The following is a 13,935-nucleotide window of genomic DNA, read 5'->3' as shown; positions in this document are numbered from 1 at the left end:
ATTATTGAGATACATCCTCACCAAAGTATCGTATAGCTATCGTTTTATAGGTGCCATCCGCTTTAATTTCATCCAGCGCCTTGTTCAAGGCGTCCGCCAACTGCGTTTGTCCTTTACGGATTAAAATGGCCGAAGGTTCTCCCGTGGGGGAAGTGGCGACAACTTTGACGTTAGCGTCCGGCTTCTGTTTTTTGAAGTCGAGGAAAGACAGGTTGTCGTTCAGCGTGGCGTCAGCCCGGCCGCTGAGCACCAGATCCAAAGACTGATTAAAGCCATCGGTCGGCACAATTTCCGCGCCGTGGCTGGTTGCCAATTTCGCATAGTTGCTGGTCAGGCTTTGCGCTGATTTTTTGCCTTGTAAATCGTTGAAATCTTTGATGGCGGTGTTATCGGCGCGGGTGATAAGCACGGCTTTTGAATCGATATAAGGTTTGGAGAAGTCGTATTTAACCTGACGCTCTTGCGTCACGCCAACCTGATTAATGACGGCATCGTAGCGCTTGGCGTCCACGCCGGCGATAAGCCCGTCCCAGCGTCCCTCGATAAACTGGGCTTTTACGCCAAGTTTTTCGGCGACCGCGCGGCCGATATCCACATCAAAACCGACCAGTTGACCCGATTTATCGTGATAGGTATAAGGCGCATAGGTGCCTTCCGTACCGAATTTAATCACGCCGGCGGATTTGATGGCGCTAAGATCATCCTGCGCTTGCGCCAGCACGCTGGTGGCAAGCAGGGCGCCAGTCAGTAAAGCAACTTGTAATTTCTTCATTATTATCAGTTCCCGTGGGTAATGATTAGCTATGTTCTATAACTTTTACTGATGATGAATTTACGCGAGAAGATCTGTTTTTATAAATTACATTGCGCGATGGGTTATATCAGAACTGAATATAGCCGTTCCCGGCGGTGTGACCGGTGAGAGCGGCGGCGGGTGGGCGGCGCCATTATCTATTGCCGCCGTTATTCTATCTGTCTTAGCTATCAACGTTTGTCGGATCGATAGGCCACGCAGTCAATTTCAACTTTGCAATCGACCATCATACTGGATTGCACACAGGCGCGGGCGGGGGATTGTCGCCAAAATATTCGGCATATACGCCGTTAAAACTCCAGAAATCGCGCGGATCGTCCAGCCATACGCCGACCCGCACCACGTCTTCCGTGCCGTAACCCGCTTCATTAAGGATGGCGATAAGGTTTTCAATGGCTTTGCGGCTTTCGGTCACGATGCCGCCGGAGACGATCTCGCCGCCTTCCATCGCGACCTGGCCGGAAACGTATAGCCAGCCGTCGGCCTGTACCGCACGGGCAAAAGGCAGCGCTTTGCCGCCCGCGCCGTTCTCTCCACTACCATAACGTTTAATTGTCATTGCTTCTTTCCTTCTGTTTCACTCGTCGCTAAAAAAGTCCGCCGCGTCAGATGATGCATCCGCGTGCGACAACCGGCTGAACGCCGTCCAGCAGGCCGTTGCGAATAATATGGATTTCATCGACCATATTGGTGACGACGCAGGCATGGTTGGGCACGATGCGGATCTTGTCGCCGACCGACAGCCCGATAGGGGCGTCGCTGATCAGACGACCATGCTCTTCGGAGAGTTGATCGATGACGATGTCCGGGCGGCCGAGAACCTGTCCATAGCCCGACATACCGAGCAAATCGGAGGTTAATGTTTTGCTGCCGGCGTCGATTACGGCGCGGTGGTTGTTTGGCACCGAAACCACGGTGGCCAGTACGGTTAGCGCGCAGTCCTCCCATCCGCATACTCCACGCGCGACCAGCGACCGATCGTTATAGACATAGGTTCCGGGGCGGTATTCGGTGACCGCCGGCGCGTTCGCCGCCTGCATCATGGAGGGCGTTCCGCCGGAACTGATAATCAACTCGCGCTCGCCAATTTGTTGATAAACAAGCTGTTTCGCTTCTTGCATAAATCGCTCGACGGCGTCTTCTCCGGCAACTGGCGGATAGGTCATCAGCCCGGCGAAGGTCAGCCCCGGCGCGCCGTCAATCAGCCCGGCGAGGCGGGCGGCATCCTGCGGGGAGGATACGCCGCAGCGCTGCGCCCCCGTATCGCACTCCACCAAAACGGCAAGCGGCGACGCTTCTGAAGCGAAGACGGCCGACAGGCCGTTAATCACCTCGGCGCTATCGGCGACCACAGCAAGACGAACCTTACGCGCCAGCGCCGCCAGCCGACGCACTTTGTTTTCGCCAAGGATGTTATAGGTGAGCAGCACATCGGTGATGCGCGGACTGCCGGCAATCATGGCTTCCGCTTCGGAAACCTTCTGGCAGGTAATGCCGACGGCGCCGGCGTCCAGCTGCATTTCGGCTATCTGCGGCAGTTTATGGGTTTTGATATGCGGCCTGACTTTCAGACCGTGGCCTGCGGCGTAGCGTTGGAAACGGGTAATGTTCGCGCTGGCGATATCAAGGTCAACCAGCACGGCGGGCGTATCCACCCCATATATTGAAGCGGGATCGGCGATGTCGTTCACGCGTTGTTTTCTCCATCATAATGGGCCGGCGCGATGCGCCAGCGGTTGTGGTTTCAATGCGCCTCAATGGCGACGAAATGCCCCGGAGAACATTCGCGATAAGTGCGTTTGGGCGGAATGTAATCGGTCGGGCGAACCGGGCTTTTTATCTCATTGGTCAGTTCCGGCGGCAGCGGTTTACGGCGAGACGGATCCGGCAGCGGCACGGCGGCGATCAGCCGTCTGGTATATTCATGCTGCGGATTACTGAAAACGGCGGCTCTGGGGCCGATCTCGACGATTTCGCCCAGATACATGACGGCCACGCGGTGGCTGAGCCGTTCGACTACCGCCATATCATGCGAAATAAACAGAAAGGCGATTTTCATGCTTTCCTGCAAACTGAGCAGCAGATTGGCCACCTGGGCCTTTACGGAGACATCCAGCGCGGAGACGGCTTCGTCGGCGATGATGGCCTTCGGCTCCAGGGCGAGCGCGCGGGCGATGGAGATCCGCTGGCGCTGACCGCCGGAAAATTCATGCGGGTAACGATCGGCCATTTCCGCTTTCAGACCTACTTTTTCCAGTAAGTCGTCGACCCGTTCGCGCGCGGCCTTCCGCCCCATCATTCCGTGGGCCAGAATCGGTTCGGCGATGGCGGAACCAACAGTGATGCGCGGATTAAGAGAGGCGAAGGGATCCTGAAAGATCATCTGCACCGTGCGGCGGCTTTCCCGTAGCTCGCGGCTGGTGGAGGTCAGCACATTGCGTCCGGCAACGAAGATGGCGCCGGCCGTGGGCTCATTAAGGCGCATGATGGCGCGCCCGGTGGTGGATTTGCCGCAGCCGGATTCGCCGACGATGGACAGGGTTTCGCCGGGGAAGAGATCGAAGGAGACGTTTTCGACGGCATGAACCCGGCCGGCAAGCCGGCCCAGCCCGGCGGAGATATCGAAGCGCACGGAAAGATCGCTGACGCTAATGATCGGGTTGTTGCTGAGGATGGTTTCCTCTATCTGCGCCGGTTCGATTACTGCGCCGGTGTGCGGATTAATCTCCGGGAAACGCATGGGACGCGCGGCATCTCCCATCGATCCCAACTGAGGAATGGAAGAGAGCAGCGTGCGGGTATAGATATGCTGGGGACGGGCGAAGATATCGGCGGTTTTTCCGGTTTCGATTCTCTCGCCGCGGAACATTACTACCGTTCGGTCCGCCACTTCGGCGACAACCCCCATATCGTGGGTGATAAACAGCACGCCCATATTCTCTTCCGCCTGAAGTTCACGGATAAGGTGCAGGATCTGCGCCTGAATCGTGACGTCCAGCGCGGTGGTGGGCTCATCCGCAATCAGCAACTGCGGCCGGCAGGCCAGCGCCATAGCGATCATCACCCGCTGGCGCATACCGCCGGACAGCTTATGCGGATAGTCATTAATCCGGGAGCGGGCGGAGGGAATGCGCACCCGCTCCAGCAGGCGTACGGCCTCCTGCTTCGCCTCATGCGCCGACATGTCCCGGTGCAGCATCAGGGCTTCCGCCAGCTGAGCGCCGATGGTGAACACCGGGTTAAGGCTGGTCATCGGCTCCTGAAAGATCATGCCGATATGATTGCCGCGGATCTTGCGCATTTCCGCTTCCGGCAGCGTGAGCAGGTCGCGCCCCTGAAACAGGATTTTTCCTTCACAACGCGCTTTACCCGCGGGCAGCAGCCGCATGGTCGACAGGGCGGTGACGCTTTTCCCCGAGCCGGATTCACCGACAATGGCGACGGTTTCTCCCTGCGCTACGCTAAGCGAGATATCGCGGATAACCGGATTCCAACCACTTTCAGTGCGAAATGACGTGGTCAGGCCTTCAATACTGAGTACCGGCGCAGCGGGATTGTTCATCACTCAGACCTCCTTGGACAAGCGGGGATCGACGAGATCGCGCAGACCGTCACCCAGTAACTGCAAAGACAACACGGCAAAGACGATAGCCAGCCCCGGAAAGTACATCAGCCAGGGGGCGTCATTCATATATTCCCGTCCCATCGCCAGCATGGTGCCCCAGGTGGGAACGTCGGTGCTGACGCCGATACCGAGGAAAGACAGGCTGGCTTCGGCCAGCATGGCCGAGGCGAAGATAAAACTCGACTGCACCAGGATCGGCGACGCCAGATTGATCAGGATGTGACGCAGCAATATGCGGTGAGTGGGTAGTCCCAGCGATTTGGCCGCTTCCACGTAAGGCAGTTCGCGCAGCACCAGCGTTGACCCGCGCACCACGCGCGCCAGCCTGGGGGCGTAGGTGATCCCCAGGGCGAGAATAACGTTGAGCAGCGAAGGGCCGAGCGCCGCCACCAGGGCGATCGCCAGCAGGATATCGGGGAATGACATCATGGCGTCCAGCATGCGGGAGAGCGGCGCATCCAGGCGGCGGAAATAACCGGCCAGCACGCCGAGAAAAATGCCCAGTACGGTCGCCAAAATCACGACGCCGGCGCTGACCATCAGGGAAATCCGCCCGGCATGGATGGCGCGGGAGAAGACATCCCGGCCAAACTCGTCCGTACCGAACAGGTGCGTCAGCGACGGCGGCTGCAACCGGTTGACGATGGACAATTTATTCGGCGCGTAGGGCGCTATCCACGGCGCAAGCAGCGCGGCGAACACCACCAGACTCAGGATGATCACGCCCAGCAGAATGGCTTTGTTACGGCACATGCGCCGTAGCTTTACGTTAAGGGAAAGGGTTGCGGTGGTCATAGCCGGACCCTCGGATCGACAAGAATGTAGAGCATATCCACAATGAAATTGATAAGCACATAGATGGCGGCCACGGCGAGCAGCGCGCCCTGAATAACCGGATAGTCGCGGCGCTGTACGGCAGAAACGACCAGATTGCCGATGCCGGGCAGGCCAAAGACGGTTTCCGTCACCACCGCGCCGGAAACCAGTAGCGCGATGGACAGGCCGATCACCGTGATGATCGGGATCAGCGCATTTTTCAACGCATGCTTGAGGATAACGTTCTTCTCCGCCGCGCCTTTGGCTCTGGCCGTGCGAATATAGTCATCCGCCAGCACGTCCAGCATCGCCGCGCGGGTAAAACGGGTGATGAGCGCCGAGTTGACGATCCCCAGCGCGACGGCCGGTAAGACAAGGTGGTGCAGGCGGGTGAGGAACGGCGAATCCGGCCCGCCGTAGCCGGATACCGGGAACCAGCCCAGCTTTACCGACATCGTCTGGATCAGGATCAAACCCAGCCAGAAACTGGGAATGCTGGCGGCCACCATCGTGACGCCCACGACGATCTGATCAAACGCCGAGCCGCGTTTGTAAGCGGACAGAATGCCGACCGGCAGCGCAATCACCGTGGCGATGAGGATGGAAAAGAGCGTCAGGAAAAATGTCGGTTCCGCGCGCGCCGCCAGCGCCGAGGTCACCGGCATATTAAGAAAGATGGATTGCCCGAGGTCGCCCTGCACCGCCTTGGCGATGAAGGAAACGTATTGTTGCAGCAGCGGGGCGTTAAGCCCCAGCCTTTCGCGCAGGTCCGCAATGTCCTGCGGCGTGGCGTCCGAGCCTAGCATCACCGCGGCGGGATCGCCCGGCGTGACGCGGACGATCAGGAAAACGACGGTCGCCAATATCAGCAGGACGGCGATGATACCTGCAAGACGGGTAATAAAGGCATACAAGATCCGCGACATGGCAACCCTTCCTTACGATCTGGCTGGAACGTTCCAGAATGTTGGCCAATAGTGCGGTTCGTACCCCTGAATGCCTTTAGCCAGTCCGGAAAGCACATTGAAATTGCCGACTTTGAAAAGCGGCGCGTCGTCATACAGCGTGGCCTGCAGCTTTTCCCATGCCGCAAATTTTTCTTCCGGCGTGACGGCCTGTAGATAGGTATCCACCGCCTTAGTTTTGGCCGCAGAGACATACCAGCCGGGATAGGTATCCGAAATGGTGTTCATCATGGTCGGATCGCCGGGGAAATTGGAATGGGTGATGAAAATATCCCATTGCGACGGATCGGCGCGGCGCGTGGTCAGCGTCGCCCAGTCGGTCACCTGTAAATCGACCTTGAAACCGGCGGCTTCAAGATAGGCTTTGGCCACTTCCGCCATCTTGTAATGGAATTCATACTGGCGCGACGTCAGCAGCCGGATGGGCGTTCCTTTATAGCCGGCCTTTTTCAGCAGCGCGCCGGCCGCCGCGGGATCGCCTTCGCCGTAGCGGGCGACGCCGGCTTCGGTGTGCCAGAAATAGCCTTGCGGGAAATAGGCGCCGTCGACATGGTAGAACTTCGCATCCGAGAATGCGGCCATCATCATATCGCTGGGATTAAGCGCGGCCTGTACCGCATTGCGCAGGTCTTTATTGGTGAACAGCCCTTCTTTCATGTTCATGTTGAAAGAAGCCCAACCGCCCGATTGCAATACCACCGGTTGCGCTTTGTCGCTGGCGGCGACCCGCGCATAGGCGCTGAACGGCAGAGAGTCGGCATAGTCATACTGGCCGGCCAGCAGACCTTCCACGCGGGTATTGGCATCGGGAACCGGTACGAAACGGAGTTCATCGGCCAATGCCTGACGTTCGCCGGCGTAGTTGCTGGGCGCGCCTTCAGGGGACTGATAAGCCGGGAAGCGAACGAGCTGGATGTACTGGTCTGGTTTACGTTCCTTCAGCATATAGGGGCCGGTTCCCACGAACTCGGTCAGCGTATCCTGGATTTTTGCCGCCGGCATGATGATGGCGGCCTGCGACAGCGTCGCCAGCAGCGGGGAATAACGGGATTTCAGCTTGACGATTACCGTATCGCCGCCGTTGGCGCTCACGCTATCGATGTAATCGGCAACCTGTTTCCCTTTGGAGTTGATTTTTTCCCAGCGCTGTAACGACGCCACCACATCCGCCGAGGTCATGGCGCTACCGTCATGAAACGTAACCCCTTTGCGTAGCGGGATCGTATAAGTCAGGCCATCTTCCGACAGCATCGGCATATCGGCGGCCAACAGCGGTTTCGGCTGCCATTTGTCATCGAATGTGTAGAGCGTTTCGTAGATATGTTGGCTGATCATGCCGACCAGATCGGTCGGCGTCTGCATCTGGTCCAGCGTTGGCGGTTCGCCCACCGTGGCGATGGTCAGTATTCCGCCCTGCTTATCCTGTGACATGGCTGGCGCGCCGACTCCGAAGAGCAAGAGAGTCGCCGCGATAGCAAAGAGTGATTTCAGTTTCATTTTCGCCCCCATTTTGCGTGTCGGCCCGGTGCTGTCCGGACCGTCCTGATGCTAATGTTGATGACAACAACTACAGGAGTAATGACGCAGCTCCTCGAAAGGTCTGCGCGAGATTTCCATATCTTTGCCGCCCAGGTAGACCGCCGCCGGATGAAGCAGGCGGTCGCCTTGACGAATGTCGCCGCCGACATCGACAAAACTGAACGGTTTTTCAACTTCTTCCAATATGGTGATATCCGCAATGGCGCCGATGCCCAGGTGTCCAAGATCGGATCTCCGCATCGCCAGCGCTGGCCGGTTGGTCGCCATGGCGATAATAGAAGCAAGCGGTATGCCGCAATTGAGCAGTTTGCTCATGGTATGCAGCAGATCGAACGCCGGTCCTTCTACCGATGCGACATGCACGTCGGAGGAGATAATGTCCGGCATAAAACCATTTTCCAGCGCGGCTTCCGTGCTTTTGAACGAAAGCGCGCCCATGCCGTGGCCGATATCGAATAGCACGCCGCGCTGACGCGCCGCAATGATTTCCGGCAGAATGCGGCCGTCTGCGCCGATGGCGGAATTAGGATCGGGACGGTAGCAATGGGTCAGGATATCGCCGGGTCTTAAGCGGGCGACCACATCGGCATAGCTGGGCGGCGGCCCGCCGATATGCGCCATTAACGGCAGATTGACCGCGTTCGCCGCTTCCAGCGCAAGATCGAGCGCGCCCAGTCCCAGCTCTCCCGTGGCCGGGCCGCCGATGCGAACCTTTACGCCGACAATGCTGTCCCGGTTTTCTTCTATTTTGGCGATGCATCTATCGACCGGCAGCATCTCGGCCAGCGTGGCCTCACCGATAAAAAGACCTTTATCAAAGCCGAAAATGCCTGGAAAGGAGACGTTGAGGAAGGCCAGGATACGATAGGGCGAATGACGCATGACATAATCGCGCAATCCGTCGAAATTCCCGGCGCCGGCGCTGCCGGCATCGACCAGCGTGGTGACGGCGGAGCGCCGCGCCAGCATATCGGGATCGACGCCCAGCGATGTCGCCTTGTGGTAGACATGGGTGTGAAAGTCAATCAGTCCCGGCGATACGATGCAACCGGAAACATCCCGCACGTAGCGGGCGTCTGGCGCCAGATCCGGTCCGATGGCGGCAATCCGGCCGGACTTGATGGCAATATCGCGTACGGCGTCAATACCGTTGCGTTCATCGATCAGCCGTCCGCCCTTGAGCACCAGATCGTAGGCTGTATCAGATGGAAGAGGTTGCATGAGTCTCGTCCTATGTTATTCCAATTTTGTCTGGTGGGGCGGTTTAGCCTTAACGGCATCGTCGGTTCGCCTCCACTATCTGGAGACTATTCTTGATAATTTTCCTGGTCAACACAAATTGCGCAATTTGCGTATAGCATTTTTTTATGACATCCGGCGGGAATTTCTGTAAATTCCTCCGCTATCAATGCAACGAAATTGAGATAAACTTGACGGTTGATGACAATGACCGCCGCCAACGCCAGAGCGACGGGATTCACTCAGGCAAGGCCGCGTAAGCGTTGGCCTTACCCATGCTTGCCCTTGATCTTGAATATTGTCAGTAGGATGAATGTCTTTTCATCAACCGTCGTTTCCCGCACTTTCGAGAGTGTGAACCTTATTCGGCAACGCAATTTGCGCAAATACGAAAATTGCGTTGCCGCTGTTTCGGCTATGCAGGAGAAGTCATGGAGCCCTCAAAACGGATTAATCAGGCGGATATTGCCCGGTTGGCCGATGTGTCCGTCAGTACGGTTTCCCGGGCGCTTTCCGGGCAAGTCGGCATGTCGGCGGAGTTGCGCGAACGGATCCGCCGGATTGCCGATGATTTGGGATATATAGAAAACCAGCGTGCGGGGGCCGCGGCCAATGTGGTCGTTTATCTGCCGATGCACCCGGTAACCGGCGGGTTGCATGAGGTTTTTCAGCAGGTGCTGGAAGGCGCGAAACTGGAGGCCGAGCAGGAAGGCTATGTGCTGTTTCCAAAGCTGATGCCTGAAGGCGCGGTTGATCTGGCGTGTATTGAACGTAACGCTCAGGCGCACGATACCGACGCGGCCATCATGTTCTATACCTCGCCTGAGCCGGCGGTGGTTGAGCATTTCACCGCTCAGGGTTCGCTGGTGCTGGTGAACACGGTGGATATGACGATGCGGTTCGATAGCGTCATCGCCAATAACTACGCGGGCGCGCGTTTGGCTACTCAGCGGATTATCGCCAACGGCCACCGCCGGCTGCTTTTCGTTACCGGGGATTTGCGTTTCCCCTGGCGCGAAAGAATGCGCGGCTTTATGGACGCGGTGGCAGAGGCGGAGGGCGTTACCGGCGATGTGCTGGAAATCGGCTACGATCGTTTCGAAACGGCGCTGGCCTATTTCGGCAATGTGTTTGCGCAAAAAGAGGCGTTTCCCTATAGCGCGGTATTCTGCGTCAACGATCTGACCGCCGTCGGGGTGATGCAGGCCGCCAGCGAAGAAGGGCTTTCCGTTCCCGGCGATCTGTCGGTGGTGGGCTATGAGGATATGACCTTCGCGGAAATGACGACGCCCCGCCTGACAACGGTGCATGTCGACCGCTATACGATAGGGCGTGAAAGCATCCGCTTGCTGAAGCGCCGAATGTCCGACCATCACGCCATACCGCTACAGATTCAGTGCGGCGTGCGCTTTATCGACGGGGCGACGCTCGGCGGGAAAACGCCGGGAGAGTAAAGCGGCGCGTTTGGGCGCCGAAAAGGCGCCGGCGATGCTCCGTCCCGCGTTAACCGCCGCCTAGGCGACGCCTGCCGCGTGCAGATCGTGCAGATTGATCGCGCCGACCAGCCGGCCTTCGCTGTCGACCACCGGGGCGGCGGTAATATGCTGTTCATGCAGCGCTTCCAGCGCGGCGACGGCCCGCCAGTCTGCGGGTAACTGGTAACCGGGGCTGGTCATCGCCTGGATAATCGCGGTATCCAGCGAGTTGCCCTTGACCAGCCAGCGGCGCAGGTCGCCGTCGGTAAATACGCCGGCCACCCGGTTTTCATCATCGCAAACCACAATCAAACCCAGCCCGGTGCGGCTCAGCTCCAGCATGGCGTCCATGACGCTTGCCGTTTGCCCGACGCGGGGCAGTTGATCGCCGCTGCGCATAATATGGTGGACGCGGTTGAGCAATCTGGCGCCCAGACTGCCGCCGGGATGCGAGCGGGCGAACTGCTCGGCGCTGAACCCGCGATGACGCATCAGCGCCATCGCCAGCGCGTCGCCCATCATCAGCGTATTCACCGCGCTGGAGGTGGGTGCCAGCCCCATCGGGCAGGCTTCGCGCGTTACACTGACGTCCAGCACGCAGTCGGCGGCCAGACCGAGGGGCGACTCCGCGCTGCCGGTCAGCGCGATAACCGGGATATGGCTTTCGGCCAGCAACGGCAACAGTACATTGAGCTCCTGCGCCCGGCCGGAGTAAGAGATAAATATCACCACATCCTGCGGCCCAATCATGCCCAGATCGCCATGCAGCGCTTCCGCCGGGTGAACGAAAAACGCCGGCGTGCCGGTGCTGGCCAACGAGGCGGCGATCTTCTTGCCGATATGCCCTGATTTCCCCATGCCCGATACCACGACTTTTCCTGAGCATGCCAGCAGCAGCTTACAGGCATCGACAAAACGCGAATCCAGCCGGGCCAGCATACGCTGCGCCTCGGTGATTTCTATTTCCAGCGTTTCGCGGGCAAAAGTTAATAAACGCTCATTCATCGTTATTTCCCACCACGATTACGTTAATGTTTTTATCTCGGAGAGCGGAGAGATAATCGGGGTTGATATCGCTATCGGTAATCAGGATATCGACGGCGCTGAGTTCGCACACCACATTCGGGCTTTTGCGTCCGAATTTGGATGAATCCACCAGCAGGATGAGCTGTTGCGCGGCGCGGCACATGGCCTGGCTGACGGCGTGCAGTTCATTATAGGTGGTGACGCCGGCAGTCAGATCCACGCCGTCGGCGCCGATAAACAGCTTATCGAAACTGAAATGGGAAAACGCGGCTTCCGCCAGGCTGCCGTGAAACGAGGCCGAGGTTTTACGGTAGGTTCCGCCCGGCATCAGAATGGTTTGATCGTTGTCCAACTCCACCAGTTCATTGACGATGCTCAGGCTGTTGGTCATGACGGTAATGTTGTTGAACTGCGTGAGCCACGGCACCATCTGCAACACGGTGCTGCCGGCATCAAAAATCAACGAGTCGCCGTCATTAATCAGCGTGGCGGCCGCTTGGGCAATCTGCTTTTTCTTGGCGGTATTGATGTGCGTTTTGCGGTCGATGGGCTGATCGCCCTCTTCACGGCTCGGCACCACGCCGCCATAGGTGCGGATAACTGCGCCTTCCTCTTCCAGCGCGGTTAAATCTTTACGAATCGTCGTTCCCGTCGTATTAAAGCGGCTGACGAGCGTTTCCACCGACGTTTTGCCGTAGGTCCGCAGATATTCCAGAATTGCCGCCTGACGCTGTTTCGGTTTCATTATGCGATTTCCATCCGATATGTTCATTTATTCCCTCACGTGATTTGGCGGATGAAATACTACCAAATGAAAGGAAATACCTTTTAAAATGAAAATATCATGATTTCGCTTCAATCGCCAATGAAAGCGCGGTCTGACAGGTTGGTTCTATGGGAAAGATCACACTTGGCACCAGCTGTTCTCTTTTCAATCCGATTAATGTTTTTACCTGGCGTGGACGGGCAAACACCGTAAGCCCGCGCATAATAAAGCCGTCACACACCCGGTCCTGCTCATCAAACGCCAGCGCGATAATCACCCTGGCTTTAAATCTTCCGGCCGAGCGGCCAACGCCGACTTTGCGGCCTCGTTGATACAGATCGTCAAACGCCTGATTGAAACGACGCAACTGCCACCAGCCGAGAGCGATTTGTAACAGCCACGCGCTTACCGCAAAGGTGATTAGTAGTGATGCTGGCGTCATCATCCGCCTCCTTAGTGATTCCTCCGGCATGGCGCCGGAGGCGTTGTGCTTATCAAAACATGACCTGCCCGCCGGTAATGTTGATCGACTGGCCGGTGCAGTAAGATGCCTTGTCGCTGGCGTAGTAGAGCAATGTATTCAGGACATCCTGATAGTCGCAGCCGCGTTTTAACGGCACTTTATCAATGTAGTACTGCTCCACTTCCTCCGGCCGGATGCCCAGCTTCTTGGCATACTGCGGCAATAATGACTGGAACATCGGCGATTTCAGCAGGTTGCCCAGCATCAGCGAATGGACGGTAATGCCGAACTCCGCCAGATCCAGCGCCAGCGACTGGGTCAGCCCAACGCCGCCGAACTTGGCCGCGCTATAACCGGAATTGTGCTTGCTGCCCACTTTCCCCGATTTCGAGTTGATTTGGATAATGCGCCCGGCGATGCCGTCGCGGATCATCAGCTTGGCAAACTCGCGGGCGCACAGGAAATACCCCACCAGATTAACCTGCAAAGACAAATCAAAGTCGTTAAGCTGGAACTGTGTAATGGGGGCCGCTTTCGCTATCCCCGCGCTATAGACCAAAAGATTGACCTGACCGAATTGGGCATCGACCGCCTGCGCCAACTGCTCAACCTGCTTTTCATTCGTGGCGTCGGCGCCAAAGCCGCAGGCGCATCCGGCGCCGTATTGCGCGTTAATCTTTTCCGCTACCTGCATGGCGTGTTGAGCGTTTAAATCAACCACCGCGACCTGATAACCTGCGTCGGCCAGCCCTTCACACAGGAACGCACCGAGGGTTTGTCCTCCGCCGATGACTACCGCAACCTGTTTCATATGCATCTCCCCACCTGATATTTAAGAAACAATCGTTAATTTACTGCCGACCTTGATATCCGTCGGCGTCTTGCCTGCAACGTGCAATGAGCCGGGAAACTCCGCTTCTGTCGCACCATCAAACCGGATGGTGATATGGCCCAGCTCACGTAGATTTTGCGTTGCCACCGAGCCTACCGCCGTAATCGGGTAGCGCGCGTCCGATAGCATCAGCGTGCCGCCTGCGCGCAGTTCGCCTTGCAGATCGCCGTGCCGGTGGATAAAGCAGAATGACTCGATGTCTTCCGGCGCTCCCTCGCGAAAAGTGATCATCATGTCCTCGACCAGAGACTCCGGCGCGTTGTCGCCAATACGGGTAAATACCGTTTGAAAAACCGTGTTCATACCGACTCCCAG

The 13,935-nt window shown here is 57.7% G+C and carries 13 protein-coding genes and 1 pseudogene; 1 reads left to right on the top strand and 13 read right to left on the bottom strand.

The features are described from left to right. Window position 1: 1 nt before the first annotated feature. The 8 genes and pseudogenes from HC231_RS22205 to HC231_RS22170 all read right to left on the bottom strand — a co-directional run bounded on the left by HC231_RS22205 (window position 2) and on the right by HC231_RS22170 (window position 8,980). Window positions 2-772, bottom strand: coding sequence for an amino acid ABC transporter substrate-binding protein (locus tag HC231_RS22205; protein ID WP_208228819.1), 771 nt, complete (start codon window positions 770-772; stop codon window positions 2-4). A 212-nt stretch (window positions 773-984) separates the two neighbouring features. Next, window positions 985-1,373, bottom strand: a pseudogene (locus HC231_RS22200) (RidA family protein). A gap of 46 nt (window positions 1,374-1,419) precedes the next feature. Next, window positions 1,420-2,505 (bottom strand): D-TA family PLP-dependent enzyme, encoded by a 1,086-nt coding sequence (locus HC231_RS22195; RefSeq protein ID WP_208228818.1) that lies wholly within the window; start codon window positions 2,503-2,505, stop codon window positions 1,420-1,422. 53 nt (window positions 2,506-2,558) lie between these two features. Then, the gene (locus HC231_RS22190) at window positions 2,559-4,376 is read right to left on the bottom strand and encodes an ABC transporter ATP-binding protein (RefSeq protein ID WP_208228817.1); all 1,818 of its coding nucleotides are present in this window, start codon (window positions 4,374-4,376) and stop codon (window positions 2,559-2,561) included. A gap of 3 nt (window positions 4,377-4,379) precedes the next feature. Next, entirely contained in the window at window positions 4,380-5,234 is an 855-nt protein-coding gene (locus HC231_RS22185; RefSeq protein WP_208228816.1) for an ABC transporter permease, read from the bottom strand. Next, a complete protein-coding gene (locus tag HC231_RS22180) occupies window positions 5,231-6,181 on the bottom strand; it encodes an ABC transporter permease (protein WP_208228815.1) in 951 nt (316 codons plus the stop codon). Before HC231_RS22180 ends, HC231_RS22185 begins: the two co-directional genes overlap by 4 nt. A 12-nt stretch (window positions 6,182-6,193) precedes the next feature. Further along, the gene (locus tag HC231_RS22175; protein ID WP_208228814.1) at window positions 6,194-7,717 is read right to left on the bottom strand and encodes an ABC transporter substrate-binding protein; all 1,524 of its coding nucleotides are present in this window, start codon (window positions 7,715-7,717) and stop codon (window positions 6,194-6,196) included. 51 nt (window positions 7,718-7,768) lie between these two features. After that, a complete protein-coding gene (locus tag HC231_RS22170) occupies window positions 7,769-8,980 on the bottom strand; it encodes an amidohydrolase/deacetylase family metallohydrolase (RefSeq protein WP_208228813.1) in 1,212 nt (403 codons plus the stop codon). Between the two features lie 449 nt (window positions 8,981-9,429). Between HC231_RS22170 and HC231_RS22165 the strand changes: the two genes are divergently transcribed. Further along, window positions 9,430-10,452, top strand: coding sequence for a LacI family DNA-binding transcriptional regulator (locus tag HC231_RS22165; protein ID WP_208228812.1), 1,023 nt, complete (start codon window positions 9,430-9,432; stop codon window positions 10,450-10,452). Between the two features lie 60 nt (window positions 10,453-10,512). On the opposite strand, the gene gutQ is transcribed toward HC231_RS22165, so the two are convergent. From gutQ to srlB, 5 genes are all read right to left on the bottom strand, one after another. Next, complete coding sequence (gene gutQ / locus HC231_RS22160) at window positions 10,513-11,478, bottom strand: arabinose-5-phosphate isomerase GutQ (protein ID WP_208228811.1); 966 nt, start codon at window positions 11,476-11,478, stop codon at window positions 10,513-10,515. Next, complete coding sequence (gene srlR, locus HC231_RS22155; protein ID WP_208228810.1) at window positions 11,471-12,244, bottom strand: glucitol operon DNA-binding transcriptional repressor SrlR; 774 nt, start codon at window positions 12,242-12,244, stop codon at window positions 11,471-11,473. The genes gutQ and srlR overlap by 8 nt, the downstream gene beginning before the upstream one ends. A 97-nt stretch (window positions 12,245-12,341) precedes the next feature. Next, window positions 12,342-12,707: a transcriptional regulator GutM gene (gene gutM / locus HC231_RS22150; protein WP_208231478.1), complete on the bottom strand. Its 366-nt coding sequence runs from the start codon at window positions 12,705-12,707 to the stop codon at window positions 12,342-12,344. 52 nt (window positions 12,708-12,759) lie between these two features. After that, window positions 12,760-13,539 (bottom strand): sorbitol-6-phosphate dehydrogenase, encoded by a 780-nt coding sequence (gene srlD, locus HC231_RS22145; protein ID WP_208228809.1) that lies wholly within the window; start codon window positions 13,537-13,539, stop codon window positions 12,760-12,762. A gap of 21 nt (window positions 13,540-13,560) precedes the next feature. After that, on the bottom strand, window positions 13,561-13,923 hold the full coding sequence (gene srlB, locus HC231_RS22140; RefSeq protein WP_208228808.1) for a PTS glucitol/sorbitol transporter subunit IIA: 363 nt from the start codon (window positions 13,921-13,923) through the stop codon (window positions 13,561-13,563). Window positions 13,924-13,935 lie beyond the last annotated feature (12 nt).

This window comes from Brenneria izadpanahii, from assembly GCF_017569925.1.
GTDB classification, from domain to species: Bacteria; Pseudomonadota; Gammaproteobacteria; order Enterobacterales; family Enterobacteriaceae; genus Brenneria; species Brenneria izadpanahii.
Note: the sequence above shows the minus strand (reverse complement) of the source record. Positions and strands in the feature narration are given on the sequence as shown.

What these genes read in the sequence shown, in the direction of transcription:
- HC231_RS22205 (WP_208228819.1), bottom strand. Translation starts at nt 772, where the DNA reads ATGAAGAAATTACAAGTTGCTTTACTGACTGGCGCCCTGCTTGCCACC.
- HC231_RS22190 (WP_208228817.1), bottom strand. Translation starts at nt 4,376, where the DNA reads ATGAACAATCCCGCTGCGCCGGTACTCAGTATTGAAGGCCTGACCACG.
- HC231_RS22185 (WP_208228816.1), bottom strand. Translation starts at nt 5,234, where the DNA reads ATGACCACCGCAACCCTTTCCCTTAACGTAAAGCTACGGCGCATGTGC.
- HC231_RS22180 (WP_208228815.1), bottom strand. Translation starts at nt 6,181, where the DNA reads ATGTCGCGGATCTTGTATGCCTTTATTACCCGTCTTGCAGGTATCATC.
- HC231_RS22175 (WP_208228814.1), bottom strand. Translation starts at nt 7,717, where the DNA reads ATGAAACTGAAATCACTCTTTGCTATCGCGGCGACTCTCTTGCTCTTC.
- HC231_RS22170 (WP_208228813.1), bottom strand. Translation starts at nt 8,980, where the DNA reads ATGCAACCTCTTCCATCTGATACAGCCTACGATCTGGTGCTCAAGGGC.
- HC231_RS22165 (WP_208228812.1), top strand. Translation starts at nt 9,430, where the DNA reads ATGGAGCCCTCAAAACGGATTAATCAGGCGGATATTGCCCGGTTGGCC.
- gutQ (WP_208228811.1), bottom strand. Translation starts at nt 11,478, where the DNA reads ATGAATGAGCGTTTATTAACTTTTGCCCGCGAAACGCTGGAAATAGAA.
- srlR (WP_208228810.1), bottom strand. Translation starts at nt 12,244, where the DNA reads ATGAAACCGAAACAGCGTCAGGCGGCAATTCTGGAATATCTGCGGACC.
- gutM (WP_208231478.1), bottom strand. Translation starts at nt 12,707, where the DNA reads ATGACGCCAGCATCACTACTAATCACCTTTGCGGTAAGCGCGTGGCTG.
- srlD (WP_208228809.1), bottom strand. Translation starts at nt 13,539, where the DNA reads ATGAAACAGGTTGCGGTAGTCATCGGCGGAGGACAAACCCTCGGTGCG.
- srlB (WP_208228808.1), bottom strand. Translation starts at nt 13,923, where the DNA reads ATGAACACGGTTTTTCAAACGGTATTTACCCGTATTGGCGACAACGCG.